The following is a 16,934-nucleotide window of genomic DNA, read 5'->3' as shown; positions in this document are numbered from 1 at the left end:
GTGATTTCATCGACGCATGACTGGATACCTTCGCATGAACGATAAAACCGATGCGGAGCTGATCGAGGCCGGACGAAAGATCTTCGCGGGCGACTGGCAATTCTTCTGGGCCTCGCCGTCGATCGAGACGCTGCCGCCGATGGCCGGCGTCGAGGTCGCATTCGCCGGCCGCTCCAATGTCGGCAAGTCGAGCCTCATCAACGCCCTGACCGGCCGCAACGCATTGGCGCGCACCTCGCACACGCCGGGCCGCACCCAGGAACTGATTTTCTTCGAGGGCCCGACGCCTGCGGACGGCAAGGATGCCGGGCTGCGGCTAGTGGACATGCCGGGCTACGGCTATGCGTCCGCGCCGAAAACCAAGGTTGCGTCGTGGACCACGCTGATCCACAAATTCCTGCAAGGCCGCGCCAACCTCGCCCGCGTCTATGTGCTGATCGACTCGCGTCACGGCTTCAAGGACGTTGATGCCGAAATCCTGAAAACCCTCGACAAGTCCGCCATGAGCTATCAGGTGGTGCTGACCAAGGCCGATCAGGTAAAAAAGTCCGAACTCGAAGCGACCATGGCCGCCACCCTCGCGACGCTATCGAAACATCCGGCGGCGTTTCCGGAATTGCTGGTCACATCCTCGCGCACCGGCGACGGCATGCCCGAACTGCGCGCCGCCATGATCCGTCTTTTGAGGGAAAGGGCATGATCCCGAAAAGTGGGAACCGGTTTTCGGTTCAGATCATGCCCAAACAGAAAGATTAGTTGATGACCCGGAATGGCGCGTTACGCCTCGCGGTCGTGCTGGCCGGATTGATGGGCGCCGCGGGTGTCGTACTGGCTGCGGCCGCCGCCCATCAGCCTGACGCAACACGGCTCGGCTCTGCGTCTTCAATGCTGCTGTTCCACGCCAGCGCCGTGATCGGCGCGGCACTGCTGACCGGGCACGGCATCGCCCAGCGTCACCTGGGCCTCACCGCGACCTTTGGCTTCATCGTCGGCGCTGCGCTGTTCGCGGGCGATCTGGCGATGCGCCAGTATGCCGGTCACGGATTGTTCACAATGGCTGCCCCGACCGGCGGCACGCTGCTGATTTTAAGCTGGCTTGTGCTGGCGATCGCCGCCGCCTGGCCGCGACGGGCTGCCTGATCCGCGATGCGGGCGCTTTGCGCCGCTGCCGCAATCGGCTAAACCCCTGCCACCCCCGCGTGAACGAGATCCCCTCATGATCGATTTGCACGACATCAGCCCGCAGGATCAGGCCCGCATCCTGTCCGAAGCGCTGCCGCATATGCAGCGGTACGACGAGGAAACCATCGTCATCAAATACGGCGGCCACGCCATGGGCGAGGAAAATCTCGCCAGGCAGTTCGCCCGCGACATCGTTCTGCTCGAGCAGACCGCGATCAATCCCGTGGTCGTGCATGGAGGAGGACCGCAGATCGCGGCGATGCTGACGCGCCTCGGCATCAAGTCGGAGTTCGCCTCTGGACTGCGCATTACCGACGCCGCGACCATCGAGATCGTTGAGATGGTGCTGGCCGGTTCGATCAACAAGCAGATCGTCAGCCATATCAACGAGGCTGGCGGCAAGGCCGTCGGCCTTTGCGGCAAGGACGGCAACATGGTGACCGCCACCAAGGCGACGCGCACCATGGTCGATCCCGGCTCGAACATCGAGAAGGTGATCGATCTCGGCTTCGTCGGCGAACCCGACAAGGTCGATCTTACGCTGCTCAATCAGTTGATCGGATACGAACTGATCCCGGTGCTGGCGCCGCTGGCGTCATCCGCCACCGGCCAGACCTTCAACGTCAACGCCGACACCTTCGCCGGTGCGGTCGCCGGTGCATTGAAGGCCAAGCGCCTTTTGCTCCTGACGGACGTGCCGGGCGTGCTCGACAAATCGAAGAAGCTCATTCCCGAACTGTCGATCAAGGACGCGCGCAAGCTGATCGCCGACGGCACGATTTCCGGCGGCATGATCCCGAAGGTCGAAACCTGCATCTACTCACTGGAAGCCGGGGTCGAGGGCGTGGTCATCATCGACGGCAAGACACCGCACGCGGTGCTGCTCGAACTGTTCACCAATCAGGGCACGGGAACGCTGATCCACAAGTGATGCGCATACTCAATGTTCGACGTCGTCCCCGCGAAAGCGGGGACCCATCTTCTTGTTGGCGAACAGCAACCACGATGAGTACGGCATAATGCGGAGCCTAAGGCGCACTGTGGGTCCCCGCTTTCGCGGGGACGACATCAAAATAAAAAGCGCCGTCACAGCTTTTTTGCTGCTCCTCATCTTTGCCACCCCCGCCCGCGCCGACCTGAGAATCTGCAACCGCATGAGTTACGTGGTCGAAGCCGCCATCGGCATCGACGACAAGACTGCGACCGCGACGCGCGGCTGGTTCCGCATCGATCCGGCGACCTGCCGCGTGGTGGCGATCGGGACCATTGCCGCGGATCGCATTCTGCTTCATGCGCGCTCGCTTCCCGTTTATGGCGCATCGCCCGCGCCGCAGAACGGCACCGACAATCTCTGCATTGCGCCGAAGGATTTCGTCATCGCGGCCGCGCGGAGCCAGTGTCGCGGCGGCCAGAGCGCTGCCGCCTTCACCGAGATCAAGCCGACCACCGGCGAGGACGGCCATCAGGTCGCGTATCTGGCGGAAGGCGCGGAATATGACGACGAGCAGGCGCGGCTTGCGGCGATCCAGCGGCTGCTGGTGATCGCGGGCTACGACGCCGCGCCCATCGACGGCGTGGACGGGCGAAAGACACAGAATGCGCTTGCCGCGTTCCTGAAAGCGCGCGGGCTCAACGCGGATGCTACGCAGGCCCCGAACTTCTTCGAGACCATGATCGCCGCGGTGGAATCTCCCTCCGGCACCGGCCTCACCTGGTGCAACGACACGCAGTATCGCGTGATGGCCTCCATCGCCACCGACGACGGCAAGGCCGTCACCAGCCGCGGCTGGTATCGCATCGAGCCCGGCAAATGCCTGCACCCGGATGTGACCGGCCAGCCGCGCAGGATTTTCAGCTTCGCCGAGGCAGTCGATACCGATGGCCGCACCATCAAGATCAACAGCCGCCCGCTGAACTGGGGCGGCAGCACGACGCTCTGCACCCGCGAGACGCAATTCGAGTTCACCGAGCAAGGCGACTGCGGCGCGCGCGGCCTCAACGCCAGCGGCTATGAACGCATCGACATGGCCGCGGGCACGGGCAAGACCTTACGATTTGGAATGCCATGACAAAAAAAGAAAAACGCGGCTTCGCCCATATCGAGACATGGGTGTTCGATCTCGACAACACGCTCTATCCGCATCACGTCAATCTCTGGCAACAGGTCGACGTGCGCATCCGCGATTTCGTCGCGCAATATCTAAAGGTGCCGAAGGACCAAGCCTTCAAGATCCAGAAGGATTACTACAAGCGCTACGGCACCACCATGCGCGGCATGATGACCGAGCACGGCCTCAAGGCCGACGACTTTCTCGCCTATGTGCATGAGATCGACCATTCGCCGCTGGAGCCCAATCCGGTGATGGGCGCTGCCATCGAGAAACTGCCCGGCCGCAAGCTGATCCTGACCAACGGCTCGCGCGCCCATGCCGGCAAGGTGCTGGAGCGCCTCGGCATCGCGAAAAACTTCGAGGACGTGTTCGACATCGTCGCTGCCGAACTGGAGCCGAAGCCCGCACGGCAGACCTACATGAAATTCCTCAAGCTGCACGGCGTCGATCCGGCGAAGGCCGCGATGTTTGAGGATCTGGCGCGCAACCTGGTGACGCCGCACGATCTCGGCATGACCACCGTTCTGGTGGTGCCCGACGGCACCAAGAATGTGGTGCGTGAGGACTGGGAGCTGGAAGGCCGCGACGCCGCCTATGTGGATCACATCACCGACGACCTGACCGGGTTTTTGGCGGCGATAAAGCCCTCAAACTGACCGCATCAGCTTGACTCAAAGCCGCCAAATCCCGACAAAAGCGCATCCCGCGACTGCTTTTTCCCAAGGAATCCCGATGTCACTGACCGCTCTCGAAACCACGCTGAATGCCGCCTTCGACGCCCGCGACACCATCAACGCCAATACCAAGGGCGAAGTGCGCGACGCCGTGGAGCTGGCGCTCAACCTGCTCGACAAGGGCGAGGCGCGCGTGGCCGAACGGCAGGCGGACGGAGTGTGGAAAGTGCATCAGTGGCTGAAGAAGGCCGTGCTGCTGTCGTTTCGCCTCAACGACATGTCGCCGATCACCGGCGGCCCCGGTGGTGCTGCATGGTGGGACAAGGTGCCGTCGAAATTCGAAAACTGGGGCGAGAACCGTTTCCGCGAAGCCGGCTTCCGCGCAGTGCCCGGCGCGATCGTGCGCCGCTCGGCCTTCATCGCAAAAAACGTCGTGCTGATGCCGTCCTTCGTCAATCTCGGTGCGTATGTCGATGAATCGACCATGATCGACACATGGTCCACCGTCGGCTCCTGCGCCCAGATCGGCAAGAACGTGCACATCTCCGGCGGCGTCGGCATCGGCGGCGTACTGGAGCCGTTGCAGGCCGGCCCCGTGATCATCGAGGACGACTGCTTTGTCGGCGCGCGTTCGGAAGTCGCCGAAGGCGTCGTCGTGCGCAAGGGCGCGGTGCTGTCGATGGGCGTGTTTCTCGGCGCATCGACCAAGATCGTCGACCGCGAAACCGGCGAGACGTTCATCGGCGAAGTTCCGGAATATGCGGTGGTGGTGCCGGGATCGCTGCCCGGCAAGCCGCTCAAGAACGGCCAGCCCGGTCCGTCGCTGTCCTGCGCCGTCATCGTCAAGCGCGTCGACGAGCGCACCCGCGCCAAGACCAGCATCAACGAACTGCTGCGGGACTGATACACACCGATGACCGATGCGCTGACCATCGCCCGTGATCTGCTGCGTTGCCCGTCGGTGACGCCAGCAGATGCCGGCGCGCTCGGCGTGCTGGAGAAGCTGCTGGGCGATGCCGGCTTCGACGTGCATCGCGTCACCTTCTCCGAGCCGGGCGCAGCCGACATCGACAATCTCTATGCCCGCATCGGCACCGGCGCGCCCCACATCACCTTTGCGGGACACACCGATGTTGTGCCACCGGGCGATGAGACCGCGTGGACCCATGGCGCATTCGCCGGCGACGTCAAGGACGGCATGCTTTACGGACGTGGCGCAGTCGACATGAAGGGCGGCATCGCCTGTTCGGTCGCTGCCACGCTTGAATATCTCAAAGCGAATGACGGCCAACCGAAAGGCTCGATCTCATTTCTGATCACCGGCGATGAGGAAGACGTCGCGGTCAACGGCACCGTCAAACTCCTGAAGTGGGCGGCGGAGCGCGGCGAAAAATTCGATCACTGCGTGCTGGGCGAACCGAGCAACGTCAACGAGATCGGCGACACCATCAAAACGGGGCGGCGCGGCTCGCAATCAGGAACGATCATTGTGGATGGCGTGCAGGGCCATGTCGCTTATCCGCACCGCGCATCCAATCCGGTGCCGGACATTGCCGCGCTGATCGCAGCACTGAGCGGTGATCCGCTGGACAAGGGCACCGAGTACTTCCAGCCCTCGAATCTCGAATTCACGTCGGTGGATGTCGGCAATCCGGCGTGGAACGTGATCCCCGCGCAGGCGCGCGCGCGTTTCAACATCCGCTACAACGACTGCCACACCCGCGAATCCCTGCGCGCGCTGATCAAGGATCGCGTGACCAAGGCGAGCGGCAACCGCATCAAGGCGCATATCGCGTGGGAGCCATCGAACGCCGACGTGTTCCGGACCAGGCCGGGGCCATTCACCGATCTCGTTGTCGCCGCCATCGAAGACGTGACGGGCCGCAGGCCTGAATTGAATACCGGCGGCGGCACGTCGGACGCGCGCTTCATCGCCAATTATTGCCCGGTGCTGGAATTCGGCCTTGTCGGTCAGACCATGCACCAGATCGATGAACGCACGCCGGTCTCCGACATAGAGAAGCTCACAAAAATCTATCGCGGCGTGCTGGAGCGTTACTTCGCATGAGCAGCCCGAACATGAGCGGCCATGTCGTCATTCTCACGGCGATCGACACCGAACTCAACAAGGCGCGTGCGCCTGAAGGCGTCGAGGTGATCTACACCGGCGTCGGCAAGGTCAACGCGGCAAGCATCGCGACGCTGGCGGTGATGGCGCTGCAGCCGAAGCTCATCGTCAACTACGGCACCGCCGGCAAGATCGCGCATATCCACAATGGCCTCGTGGAGGTCGCGCACACTGTTCAGCGCGACATGGCGGCGATGCCGCTGGCGCCGCGCGGACGAACGCCGTTCTCGCCAGAGATGGACCGGCTGTCATCCGGCTTCGGCAACGTGGTTTGCGGCACCGGCGACAGTTTCGTCACCGCGGTCGATCCCTGGCTGGTGGAAAACAACATCGACATCGTGGACATGGAGCTGTTTGCCATCGCGCATGTCTGCCAGCGTCATGGCGTGCCGTGGCGCGCCTTCAAGTTCATCACCGACGCCGCCGACGACAACGCCGCCGATCACTGGAACGAGAATGTCGCGGGCGGCGAAGAGCTGTTCTGGGACGCGTTGAAGGGGATAGCTTAAGTTCGTCATGGCCGGGCTTGTCCCGGCCATCCACGTTCTCAAGTTATAAAATCATATAGATCATTCCACTCTGGATTTTCAGCGAGAACGAGTCTGACTTTCCATTTTCTCGACCAATGCTTCATGTTGTGCTCGCGCTGAATAGCTGTCTGGATATTTTCATACTGCTCGAAATAAACGAGCCGCTTAATTCCATACTGTTTTGTAAAGCCAGCAACCAATCCGGACCGGTGCTCATAAACACGGCGAACGAGGTCGTTCGTAACGCCGACATACAGTATGCCGTTCGGCGCGCTGGCGAGTATGTAGACGTAACCTTCAGCCATACTTCTAATGATGAAGGACGTGGATAGCCGGGACAAGCCCGGCCATGACACCGAGAGCGCAGCGCGCAGCCGCCCTAATATTCAACCTTTACCAGATAGAGCCCATCCGGCGGCGCGACGGGGCCGCACGCGGCGCGGTCCCGCGCGTCCAGCGCGCTGCGCATATCCTTCGCCGTCCATTTGCCGTGCCCGACCCACACCAGCGAGCCGACCATCGAGCGCACCTGACTGTGCAGAAACGAGCGTGCAGAGGTGGTGATATTCACATTGTCGCCGTCGCGTGTCACGTCGAGCGCATCGAGCGTCTTCTCCGGCGACTTCGCCTGACATTCGGTATCGCGGAACGTCGTGAAATCGTGCTTGCCGATCAATACCTGCGCCGCCTCCTGCATCGCGCTCGCATCGAGCGGCCGCGCCACGCGCCAGGCATGACCGGCGTTCAGCGCGAGATTGGCCCGGCGGTTGGCGATCCGGTAGATGTAGTGTCGCTTGGTCGCGGAGAAGCGCGCATCGAATGTCTCCGGCACGATCTCAGCCGACAGCACGCCGATGGGATGCGGCCGCAGATGCGCATTCAGCGCGTCGCGCACGCGGTCGGCTTTGTAGTCCTTCGCAAGATCGATATGTGCGACCTGCCCCAGCGCGTGCACGCCGGCGTCGGTGCGCCCGGCGCCGTTGACGCGCACGTCGCTGCCGGTCATCGCCTTCACGGCGATTTCGAGTGCACCCTGCACCGACGGACCGTTGTCCTGATACTGCCAGCCGCAGAACGGCGATCCGTCATATTCGATGAGGAGTTTGTAGCGGGGCATCAGCTCACACGTACCGGCGGCTTGAGCGGCGTGCCGTTCAGAAACGCCTCGGCCTTCATCGGCGGCTTGCCGGCGCGCTGCAACTCCAGAATCCGGATCGCGCCGTCGCCGCAGGCAACGGTGAGCTTGTCATCGAGCAGATCGCCCGGCGCGCCGGAGCCTTTCGCCAGTTCACAGCGCAGAACCTTGATCCGCACGGGCTCGCCCTCGAGCGCAATCTCGAACCATGCGCCAGGGAACGGCGACAGGCCGTGAATATGCCGCAGCACCGCGCGCGCGGGCTTCGTCCAGTCGATCCGCGCCTCGGCCTTGTCGATTTTTGCTGCGTAGGTGACGCCCTGCTCGCTCTGCTTGGTCAATTGCAGCCGCCCGCGCTCCAGCGCGCCGATCGCGCGCACCATCAGGTCAGCGCCGAGCGGCGACAGCGCATCGTGCAGATCGCTGGCGGTCATCGCATCGGTGATCGCAAGCCGCTCCGCCATCGCGACGTCGCCGGTGTCGAGGCCGACATCCATCTTCATGACCATGACGCCGGATTCAGCGTCGTCCGCCATGATGGCGCGGTTGATCGGCGCGGCGCCGCGCCAGCGCGGCAGCAAGGATGCATGAAGATTGAAGCAGCCAAGCGGCGCTGCTTCCAGAATGGTTTTCGGCAGGATCATGCCGTAAGCGACGACCACGGCGGCGTCGGCGTTGTGCGAACGAAACTCCACTTCGGCTTCCGGTGTCTTGAAAGATTTCGGCGTCAGCACCGGAACGCCGAGCTGCCGCGCCGCCTGCTCCACCGGCGTCGGCTGCAACTTCATGCCGCGCCCCGCCGGTTTGGCCTCGCGCGTATACACCGCCGCGATCTCATGGCCATGGGCCGCGAGCGCGAGCAGCGTCGGCACCGCGAAATCCGGCGTGCCCATGAAGATCAAACGAAGCGGCATTTACAAATCGCTTTCGGCGACTGGATTTATTTCGCCGCGAGCTTGGCGGCCTTGGTGAACTTCTTCATCACGCGGTCGCGCTTGAGTTTCGACAGGTAATCCACGAACAGCACGCCGTTGAGGTGGTCGATCTCGTGCTGGATGCAGGTGGCATAAAGCCCGTCGGCATTTTCCTCGTGAACCTTGCCGTCGAGATCCATGAACCGCACGCGCACCTGCGCGGGCCGCTCGACCTCCTCGTAATATTCCGGGATCGACAGACAGCCTTCTTCATAGACCGAGAGTTCTTCCGACGCCGACAGAATCTCCGGATTGATGAAGACGCGCGGGTTGGTCTCGCCTTCCTTCTTGGACAGATCCATCGTGATCATCCGCAGCGGCTGCGCGACCTGGATCGCGGCAAGGCCGATGCCCGGCGCCTCGTACATGGTCTCGAACATGTCGTCAGCGAGCGCGCGGATTTGCGGCGTGATTTTCTCAATGGGCTTGGAGACGAGCCGAAGCTGCGTGTCCGGCAGGATGATGATGTCGCGAAGTGCCATGCTGCGCGATGTAATGGGAGCGCCCGCCGCGGTCAAACCTCTTGTTGCGCCAAGCGCTTGAGTGCGGCGATAGGCTGTTAACCGGCGATTAACCATAAAAATCAGGGACTTGTTAACCAAAAATGTTCCCTATTCGTTCGCATTTGTCGCCGAATCGCGCTACAAGGGCGGCATGAACGAGATCCTTTTCATTGTCGGCGATGTGCCGGTTCGCATGAGCGCCGCCCTCATCGCCTTCGGCGTGCTGGCGCTGCTGCTGCTTTTGACCATCGCCATCGTGATCGCGCGCTCCGGCCGCAAAGGGGCCGAGGCCGCCATGGCGCAGGCCGTGCGCGCCGACGAGCTTGAAGAGCGGCTGTCCGAAGTGCTGCGGATGCAGAGCGAATCCACCGGCCGCGTCCATGAGATGGGACAGGCGCTGGTGGGGCGGCAGGCGGAGATGTCGCGCGCCGTCAACGAACGGCTGGATTCGGTGACCCACAAGGTCGGCCAGTCGATGGAGCAGACCACGCGCAGCACGATGGATTCGTTGCGCGTGCTGCACGAGCGCCTCGGCATCATCGACAACGCGCACAAAAACCTCACCGATCTCACCTCGCAGGTGACGACGCTGCGCGACGTGCTCGCCAACAAGCAGTCGCGCGGCGCATTCGGCCAGGCTCGGATGGAAGCCATCGTGCAGGACGGGATGCCGAAGGGCTCCTACGCATTCCAGCACACGCTCTCCAACAACAAGCGGCCGGACTGCGTGATATTCCTCCCGGACCAGCGGCCGCTGTGCGTCGACGCGAAGTTTCCGCTTGAGGCCGTGACCGCGCTGCGCGACGCGCGCAGCGACGAGGAGAAAAAAGTCGCCACGCAGCGGCTGCGGCAGGACGTGATGAAGCACGTCACCGACATCGCGGACAAATATCTGATCCCCGGCGAGACGCAGGACACCGCGCTGATGTTCGTCCCGTCGGAATCGGTCTACGCGGAAATCCACGACGGCTTCGACGACGTGATCCAGAAGGCCTATCGCGCACGGATCGTGCTGGTGTCGCCGTCACTGCTGATGCTGGCGATCCAGGTGATGCAGCAGATCCTGAAGGACGCGCGGATGCGCGACGCCGCCGATCTGATCCGCACTGAAGTGATGCACATGTCGGACGATCTCGCGCGCCTGCGCGAGCGCGTCGTCAAGCTGCAGAAGGATTTCGGCAACGTGAATGAGGACGTTCGCCAGATCCTGATTTCCGCCGACAAGATTGAAAAACGCGCCGGGCGCATCGAGGAACTGGATTTCAGCAAATCCAGCGACCCGGCCGAAACGCCGCGTCTCGTCGCGCCCACCGGCAGCGATCTGTTTCCGCCCCACCCGCTGCGCAAATTGCAGGCGGGGGAATAAGGCTTGTCATTGCCGGGCTTGACCCGGCAATCCATCTTTTCATCGGTCTTGAAGATAGACCCCCGGATCAAGTCCAGGGGTGACGCTCCGTGAATGTCGCAGGCACGGCGGCCCATAGTCATCCGAATCTGCTAACACCCCCTCATGACAACGCCTGACACAGCCCGCACGACCCCGCCTCCCCGCGCCGCGTGGCGCGAGGCGATGGCGGTCTATCTGCAACCGCGCGTGCTGATCGTGCTGTTTCTCGGGTTCTCGTCGGGGCTGCCGCTCGCGCTCTCCGGCTCGACACTGCTGGTCTGGATGCGCGAGTCCGGCGTCGATCTCGGCACCATCGGCCTGTTCGCCCTTGTCGGCACGCCTTACACGCTGAAATTCCTCTGGGCGCCGCTGGTGGACGCGCTGCATGTGCCGGTCCTGACACGGCTTCTCGGCCGGCGGCGCGGCTGGCTGGTGTTCGCGCAACTGCTGCTGATCGCGGCGATCCTGCTGCTGGCGCTGACCGATCCCGCGCGGTCGCCGTTCTATGTGGCGCTCGGCGCGCTGCTGGTGGCGGCGGCCTCCGCGACGCAGGACATCGTGGTCGATGCCTTCCGCGTCGAAAGCCTGCCTGAAAGCGAGCAGGCCGCCGGCATGGCGTCGTATGTCGCGGCCTATCGCGTCGGCATGCTGATCTCGACCGCGGGCGCGCTGTTTCTGGTCAGCGGGTTCGAGGCAACCGGGCAAACCAAATCCCACGCATGGATGTGGGGCTATATCGCAATGGCCGGCATGGTCGTAATCGGCATGATCGCGGCGCTCATTGCCACCGAACCAGAGCAATCCCGCAAGGCCGAGCAGGCCACCAGCGGCGACAGCGCCATCACGCGCGTCATGACCGCCGCCGTCGGCGCGTTCACGGAATTCCTCACCCGCAAGGACGTCTGGGCGGTTCTCGCTTTCGTCATTCTCTACAAGTTCACCGATTCGTTTTCCGGCACCATGACCGCGCCGTTCGTGATCGATCTCGGCTTCACCCGCAACGACTACGCCGCCATCGTCAAGGGCGTAGGCCTCGCCGCAACATTGATCGGCGGTTTCGCCGGCGGCTTTCTCGCGCGCGTATGGTCGCTCGAAGCCTGCCTGTGGACCGGCGGCGTTCTTCAGGCGGTGTCGAATCTGGCGTTCGCCTGGCTCGCGTTCGTCGGGACCAACCAATGGGCGCTGGCGCTGGCGATCACGGTGGAGAATTTCACCGGCGCCATCGGCACGGTGATCTTCGTCGCCTATCTGTCGTCGCTCTGCCGCAGCCCGTTGCACACCGCGACCCAGTATGCGCTGCTTACAGCCTTTGCGGCGATTGGCCGGACTTATTTATCGGCAGGTGCGGGCTACGTCGCACAAGCCACCGGCTGGCCGATGTTCTTCGTGCTGAGCGTGCTGGTTGCGGTGCCAAGCCTGATCCTGCTGGCGTGGCTGCAGCGCCGCGGTCATTTCGCGGCGTTGCGAGCCACTGCCTGAGGCAGCCCCATTCTGATGCGGATCAAGCCGCCTTCTTCTTTGCGGCCTTGCTGACCAGCGAACCAATCGGTCCAATCGTCTTGCCGACCATCTTTCTATAGCCTGCCGCGTTGAAATGCTTGTCGCCGCCGCCGACAACGAGTGCGGGGTTCTGATGATCCGCGACATTGTAAACCGGCGGCCGGATTACATAGCTCTCAATTCCTCTTGCCCTCAACCGACTTACAATGCCCGCGACATGCGCCTGAACCTCCGCCATGCTTGCGCCGCGGCGGATATCGTTGATGCCAACCCAGATCACCGCGACCCGCGTGCCGGAAGGGACAGCCGAGTCCAGGCGCCCCGCCAGCCCGGCGCTGGTGTCGCCGTTGATGCCGCCGTTGCTGACACTCACGTTGAGGCCCCGGGCGTTAAGCGCGACCTGAAGCTGGCTCGGATAATTCTCGGAGGTTGAAACGCCCTTGCCGTAGACATTGCTGTCGCCGATCACCGCGACCTGAACCTGCGCGAGCGCCGAATGAATGGCCGCCGGAGACAAAAAGACAAAGGCGGCAAGAACAAAGGAAACAAACAGATTTCGCTGCAATGACATGACCTGCCCCACAACTGATGTCTAAACCAGCAGACTAGGGCGGGTGCCTGAACACCGTCAAGCGCTTCAATGCTTGGTGACAACACTCCACTTGGTGACGATGGCGTCGCTCAACTGACCGGCCGCCTGGGCGCAGGACAATTCATTCGCCTTCAGCGCGATGCTCTTTCCGATGAAGGGCTTGAGCGCCGCCGCTTCCGCGTCGCTGCTGGTCACGATCTGAAACGTTTCCGGGCCGGTTTCGAGATTGCACATGCCGGACGGCGCCGGCAGACGTCGCGGTTCGCTGGTGAGCTGATAGGTGATGACGCGCTTTTTCTTCGGGCCGGATCGCATCGCCGTCAGATTGCCCGACAGCACTTCGCCGGTGTTGATCGGCTTCGCCTTCTGCTGCGCAAGCGCGCCGGACGGCATGACCACGGCAAAACAACATGCAGCGAGGAGACCGGCCGTGCATGTTGCAAACCGGTTTACGAACAGACGTAGAATCATACCGCTTCCAATTCCGTGAATTTCAAATCGAGCCCGGAGTGATTTCAGAACAGCGTTCGCTGTCGCATGGCAGCGGATAGCGTCCCTTCGTCGAGGTAGTCAAGCTCCCCGCCAACAGGCACGCCGTGTGCCAGCCGTGTAACCTTGACGTTGGCGTCCTGTAACAAATCGGTGATGTAGTGCGCGGTGGTTTGGCCATCGACAGTGGCGTTCAAGGCAAGAATGATTTCCGTGACGCGCGGGTCGAGCGCGCGCGCAACCAGCGCGTCGATGGTCAAATCCTGCGGGCCGACGCCGTCGAGCGGCGACAGCGTCGCGCCGAGCACATGATAGAATCCGTTGGTGGCGTGCGCGCGTTCCAGCGCCCAGAGATCGGCAACATCCGCGACCACGACAATGATGGACGGATCGCGCCGCGTGTCGGTGCAGACCGTGCATGGATTTTTCGTGTCGATGTTGCCGCAGGTATTGCAGACCTGAATCGTGTCGATCGCCACCTGCAATGCCGACGCCAGCGGCGTCATCAGCGCTTCGCGCTTCTTGATCAGATGCAGCGCCGCGCGCCGCGCCGAGCGCGGGCCAAGCCCCGGCAGCCGCGCCAGCAACTGGATCAGACGTTCGATCTCCGGACCTGCAACGGCAGTGGCCATAACTAACCGAGACCCAGCCCCGGAGGCAGGCCGAGGCCGCCCGTCAGCGCCTGCATCTTCTCCTGCATGGCGGCTTCGGCCTTGCGGCGCGCATCGTTGAGCGCGGTCACCAGCAGGTCTTCGAGTATCTCGCGCTCGTCGGCCTTCACCAGCGACGGATCGATCTTCACGGCCTTCACTTCGCCCTTGGCGGTCATGCGCACATTGACGAGACCACCGCCGGACAGGCCTTCGACCTCGACGGTATCGAGTTCATCCTGCAACGCCTTCATCTTGGATTGAAGCTGCGCCGCCTGTTTCATCATGCCGAGAAAGTCAGCCATGAACGCGTGTCCTCTTATACTTATGTTCGGGCATGATCTGATCCAAAAACCGGTTCCCACTTTTCGGGATCATGCCTCTAGAGATCGTCGTCTTCTTCGGCGGCGGCGACTGGTCCGGTATCGTCGTCGCCGGACGCATTATCCGGCGCGATGCGCCGCACCTCCACCAGCTGCGTGCCGGGGAAACGTGACATCACGGCCTGCACGCGCGGATCCGCCTGCACGCCGTCGGTGAGCTTGTCCTTCGCCACCTGCGCTTGCGCGCGCAGCGTCGGCTGTCCTGCCTCATTGGAAACGGCGACCGTCCACCGCCGCCCGGTCCATTGTTCAAGCTTGCGCGACAGATCCTGGATCATCGAGCGCGCAGCGCTGCGCTCCAGCGACACTTCGAGCTTGCCGTCTTCCATCCGCACCAGCCGGACGTCGGCTTCCAGCGCGGCCTTGATCTGCAAATCGCGTTTTTCACCGGCCAGCGCCACCAGCTCGGCAAATGTCGTCAGACGCCGCGCAGGTGCTGCTTCAACAGGCGCGGGCGCAGGCACGCTCATTTGCGGGCGCGGTGACGTGTCGAGCGCAGGCCGCGTGCTGGACGCCACCGCGCGCAACTGCGAGCCCTCATCGCCGCTTGAAGACTGCATCCCGGACGAGCCGCGCGGCGAAGCATTGCTTGAGTGACCGGCTGCACCGTTCCCGCCCAGCGTCGGCGACGAACCGCCACCCTGATCGATCATCTTGATGGCTTCGTCGGGCGTCGGCAGATCGGCGACATAGGCGATCCGCACCAGCACCATTTCAGCGGCGGCCTGCGGCCGGGTCGCGGCCTGCACTTCGGCGATACCCTTGAGCAGCATCTGCCACATCCGCGACAGCACGCGCATCGACAGCTTGGCGGCGAAATCGCGGCCGCGCGTGCGCTCGGTTTCGCCGAGCGCCAGATTGTCCGCCGTCGCCGGCACGACTTTGACTCGCGTGACGAAATTCACGAACTCGGCGAGATCGCTCAGCACCACCACCGGATCGGCGCCGGTGTCGTACTGGTCGCGGAATTCCTTGAAGGCCGCCGCAATGTCACCGCTCGCCAGCGACGCGAACAGGTCGATGATCCTTGTCCGGTCCGCAAGGCCGAGCATCTGCCGCACGTCCTCGGCGCGGACCGTGCCCGCCGCGTGAGCAATCGCCTGATCGAGCAACGACAGCGAATCGCGCACCGAGCCTTCGGCGGCGCGCGCGATCAATCCCAGCGCTTCGGGTTCGGCCTTGACGCCTTCCTTGTCGGAGATGGCGGCCAGATGCGCCATCAGCACATCGGCATCGACGCGCTTGAGATCGAAGCGCTGACAGCGCGACAGCACCGTGACCGGCACCTTGCGGATTTCAGTGGTGGCGAACACGAACTTGGCGTGCTCGGGCGGCTCTTCCAGCGTCTTCAGGAAGGCGTTGAACGCCTTCTCCGAAAGCATGTGAACCTCGTCGATGATGTAGACTTTATAGCGCGCGCTTGACGGCGCGTAGCGCACGCCGTCGGTGATCTGGCGCACGTCGTCGATGCCGGTGTGGGACGCGGCGTCCATCTCCAGAATATCGATGTGGCGGCTTTCCATGATGGCCTGGCAATGCACGCCCATGGCCGGCATGTGGATGGTCGGGCCCTTCACCGAACCGTCCGGCAATTCGTAATTCAGCGCGCGGGCGAGAATGCGCGCGGTGGTGGTCTTGCCGACGCCGCGCACGCCCGTAAGAATCCAGGCCTGCGGAACGCGTCCCGCCTCGAACGAATTCGAGATGGTGCGAACCATCGCTTCCTGGCCAATCAGATCCTCGAACGTGCCGGGACGATATTTGCGCGCCAGCACGCGATAGCCGGGACCGGAACCTGTCGAGGGGGTTGGGCTTCCGCCGAGTTGAAAACCCGGCTGATCGTCCACAGTCGCGCCGGTCATGTCAGCATCGGTCATCAATCGATCCGCGATTGAGCACGCTAGGCACCAGGCGCGCGTTGCGCCGCTGCGGACGCACGAAAAAGAGAGGTAGGAGACTGACGAGCGACCCGATCCGGACCTCGTTAGGGCTGCTTCCTTCCGGACCTGACCCGGTTGGCGAGTGGCTCGTCCACCGCCAATCTCCCGGTCCCTATTTGGGGCCAAAAGCGCCGGAAAGCAAGCGCGCGGCGGACCTTCGCACCACGTTGTTTCAGCTTGCGAAATGGCCTGCATTCCGACCCTCCCGCCACGGGTCCCGCCCCGGCCGAACAAAGGCATGGAAGCCCCGCGCAAAGCCGGGCATGACAGGTGTTGTTCGCAGCACCGCACTCTGCAAAATTGCGGAACCCTTCCGAGAATCGTTCATGTCCGCCTCCCCCGCCTGGTCGCTCAATTCACAACTCGAAAAAGACACGATCAACATCGGCGATCTGCCGCTGTCGCGGGTGCTTGTGATCAAGGACGCGAATTATCCATGGCTGCTGCTGGTGCCGCGCCGCCCCGACGCCACCGAGATCACCGACCTTAGTGAAATCGAGCAGGCGCAGCTCATGACCGAAATCAACCGCGTCGCCCGTGCGCTGAAAGAGATCACGAAGCCCGACAAGCTGAACATCGCGGCGCTGGGCAATGTCGTGCCGCAGCTGCACGTCCATCTCATCGCGCGCCGGGCCACTGACGCCGCATGGCCGCGGCCGGTGTGGGGCGTGGTACCCGCGCTGGCTCACGACCCGCAGGAAGTCGAGACATTCATCGCAGCCCTTCGCCGAAAAATATGGCTAAGCTAATTTCCCA

General features: G+C 63.1%; 20 protein-coding genes and 1 other RNA gene. 11 read left to right on the top strand and 10 right to left on the bottom strand.

Annotated features, from left to right (window positions below; all coding sequences use genetic code 11):
• Positions 1 to 34 precede the first annotated feature (34 nt).
• The 8 genes from yihA (at position 35) to AC07UB_RS13250 (ending at position 6,604) form a co-directional block, all read left to right on the top strand.
• Entirely contained in the window at positions 35 to 700 is a 666-nt protein-coding gene (yihA, locus tag AC07UB_RS13285; RefSeq protein WP_494653391.1) for a ribosome biogenesis GTP-binding protein YihA/YsxC, read from the top strand.
• A gap of 59 nt (positions 701 to 759) precedes the next feature.
• Positions 760 to 1,140, top strand: a complete 381-nt coding sequence (locus AC07UB_RS13280) for a DUF423 domain-containing protein (protein ID WP_494653389.1) — start codon at positions 760 to 762, stop codon at positions 1,138 to 1,140.
• A 76-nt stretch (positions 1,141 to 1,216) separates the two neighbouring features.
• Positions 1,217 to 2,113 (top strand): acetylglutamate kinase, encoded by an 897-nt coding sequence (gene argB, locus AC07UB_RS13275; RefSeq protein WP_492791056.1) that lies wholly within the window; start codon positions 1,217 to 1,219, stop codon positions 2,111 to 2,113.
• 88 nt (positions 2,114 to 2,201) lie between these two features.
• Positions 2,202 to 3,251 (top strand): DUF1036 domain-containing protein, encoded by a 1,050-nt coding sequence (locus AC07UB_RS13270; protein ID WP_494653387.1) that lies wholly within the window; start codon positions 2,202 to 2,204, stop codon positions 3,249 to 3,251.
• The gene (locus tag AC07UB_RS13265; RefSeq protein WP_494653385.1) at positions 3,248 to 3,949 is read left to right on the top strand and encodes a pyrimidine 5'-nucleotidase; all 702 of its coding nucleotides are present in this window, start codon (positions 3,248 to 3,250) and stop codon (positions 3,947 to 3,949) included. Before AC07UB_RS13270 ends, AC07UB_RS13265 begins: the two co-directional genes overlap by 4 nt.
• A 76-nt stretch (positions 3,950 to 4,025) precedes the next feature.
• A complete protein-coding gene (gene dapD, locus AC07UB_RS13260; RefSeq protein ID WP_494653383.1) occupies positions 4,026 to 4,871 on the top strand; it encodes a 2,3,4,5-tetrahydropyridine-2,6-dicarboxylate N-succinyltransferase in 846 nt (281 codons plus the stop codon).
• Between the two features lie 9 nt (positions 4,872 to 4,880).
• Positions 4,881 to 6,035: a succinyl-diaminopimelate desuccinylase gene (dapE, locus tag AC07UB_RS13255; RefSeq protein WP_494653381.1), complete on the top strand. Its 1,155-nt coding sequence runs from the start codon at positions 4,881 to 4,883 to the stop codon at positions 6,033 to 6,035.
• The gene (locus AC07UB_RS13250; protein WP_492791060.1) at positions 6,032 to 6,604 is read left to right on the top strand and encodes a phosphorylase family protein; all 573 of its coding nucleotides are present in this window, start codon (positions 6,032 to 6,034) and stop codon (positions 6,602 to 6,604) included. Before dapE ends, AC07UB_RS13250 begins: the two co-directional genes overlap by 4 nt.
• A gap of 38 nt (positions 6,605 to 6,642) precedes the next feature.
• On the opposite strand, the gene AC07UB_RS13245 is transcribed toward AC07UB_RS13250, so the two are convergent.
• From AC07UB_RS13245 to def, 4 genes are all read right to left on the bottom strand, one after another.
• Complete coding sequence (locus AC07UB_RS13245) at positions 6,643 to 6,930, bottom strand: GIY-YIG nuclease family protein (RefSeq protein WP_492791061.1); 288 nt, start codon at positions 6,928 to 6,930, stop codon at positions 6,643 to 6,645.
• 74 nt (positions 6,931 to 7,004) lie between these two features.
• Positions 7,005 to 7,742, bottom strand: coding sequence for a tRNA pseudouridine(38-40) synthase TruA (truA, locus tag AC07UB_RS13240; protein WP_492791062.1), 738 nt, complete (start codon positions 7,740 to 7,742; stop codon positions 7,005 to 7,007).
• Complete coding sequence (gene fmt, locus AC07UB_RS13235) at positions 7,742 to 8,674, bottom strand: methionyl-tRNA formyltransferase (protein ID WP_494653378.1); 933 nt, start codon at positions 8,672 to 8,674, stop codon at positions 7,742 to 7,744. The genes truA and fmt overlap by 1 nt, the downstream gene beginning before the upstream one ends.
• Positions 8,675 to 8,700: 26 nt before the next feature.
• Positions 8,701 to 9,216, bottom strand: a complete 516-nt coding sequence (gene def, locus AC07UB_RS13230) for a peptide deformylase (protein ID WP_494653376.1) — start codon at positions 9,214 to 9,216, stop codon at positions 8,701 to 8,703.
• Between the two features lie 172 nt (positions 9,217 to 9,388).
• Here def and AC07UB_RS13225 point away from each other — a divergent pair, with 172 nt between their 5' ends.
• Together AC07UB_RS13225 and AC07UB_RS13220 are read left to right on the top strand one after the other, a co-directional pair.
• Positions 9,389 to 10,603 (top strand): DNA recombination protein RmuC, encoded by a 1,215-nt coding sequence (locus AC07UB_RS13225; RefSeq protein WP_494653633.1) that lies wholly within the window; start codon positions 9,389 to 9,391, stop codon positions 10,601 to 10,603.
• Between the two features lie 144 nt (positions 10,604 to 10,747).
• Positions 10,748 to 12,103, top strand: a complete 1,356-nt coding sequence (locus AC07UB_RS13220; protein WP_492791065.1) for an AmpG family muropeptide MFS transporter — start codon at positions 10,748 to 10,750, stop codon at positions 12,101 to 12,103.
• A gap of 22 nt (positions 12,104 to 12,125) precedes the next feature.
• On the opposite strand, the gene AC07UB_RS13215 is transcribed toward AC07UB_RS13220, so the two are convergent.
• The 6 genes from AC07UB_RS13215 to ffs form a co-directional block, all read right to left on the bottom strand.
• Positions 12,126 to 12,695 carry a GDSL-type esterase/lipase family protein gene (locus AC07UB_RS13215; RefSeq protein WP_494653374.1) on the bottom strand — a complete coding sequence of 190 codons (570 nt, stop codon included), beginning with the start codon at positions 12,693 to 12,695 and terminating at the stop codon, positions 12,126 to 12,128.
• 66 nt (positions 12,696 to 12,761) lie between these two features.
• Complete coding sequence (locus tag AC07UB_RS13210) at positions 12,762 to 13,187, bottom strand: hypothetical protein (RefSeq protein ID WP_492791067.1); 426 nt, start codon at positions 13,185 to 13,187, stop codon at positions 12,762 to 12,764.
• A 44-nt stretch (positions 13,188 to 13,231) separates the two neighbouring features.
• Positions 13,232 to 13,837 carry a recombination mediator RecR gene (gene recR / locus AC07UB_RS13205; protein WP_492791068.1) on the bottom strand — a complete coding sequence of 202 codons (606 nt, stop codon included), beginning with the start codon at positions 13,835 to 13,837 and terminating at the stop codon, positions 13,232 to 13,234.
• Positions 13,838 to 13,839: 2 nt separating this feature from the next.
• Positions 13,840 to 14,160 (bottom strand): YbaB/EbfC family nucleoid-associated protein, encoded by a 321-nt coding sequence (locus tag AC07UB_RS13200; protein ID WP_492791069.1) that lies wholly within the window; start codon positions 14,158 to 14,160, stop codon positions 13,840 to 13,842.
• A 77-nt stretch (positions 14,161 to 14,237) separates the two neighbouring features.
• Entirely contained in the window at positions 14,238 to 16,115 is a 1,878-nt protein-coding gene (locus AC07UB_RS13195; protein WP_494653371.1) for a DNA polymerase III subunit gamma/tau, read from the bottom strand.
• A 72-nt stretch (positions 16,116 to 16,187) separates the two neighbouring features.
• An RNA gene (ffs, locus tag AC07UB_RS13190) (signal recognition particle sRNA small type) lies at positions 16,188 to 16,284 on the bottom strand.
• A 220-nt stretch (positions 16,285 to 16,504) separates the two neighbouring features.
• Here ffs and AC07UB_RS13185 point away from each other — a divergent pair.
• Positions 16,505 to 16,927, top strand: a complete 423-nt coding sequence (locus tag AC07UB_RS13185; RefSeq protein ID WP_494653369.1) for an HIT domain-containing protein — start codon at positions 16,505 to 16,507, stop codon at positions 16,925 to 16,927.
• Positions 16,928 to 16,934: the final 7 nt, after the last annotated feature.

Source organism: Afipia sp. GW821-FHT04G03 (assembly GCF_059419985.1).
This window is presented reverse-complemented; position numbering and strand designations above follow the sequence as displayed.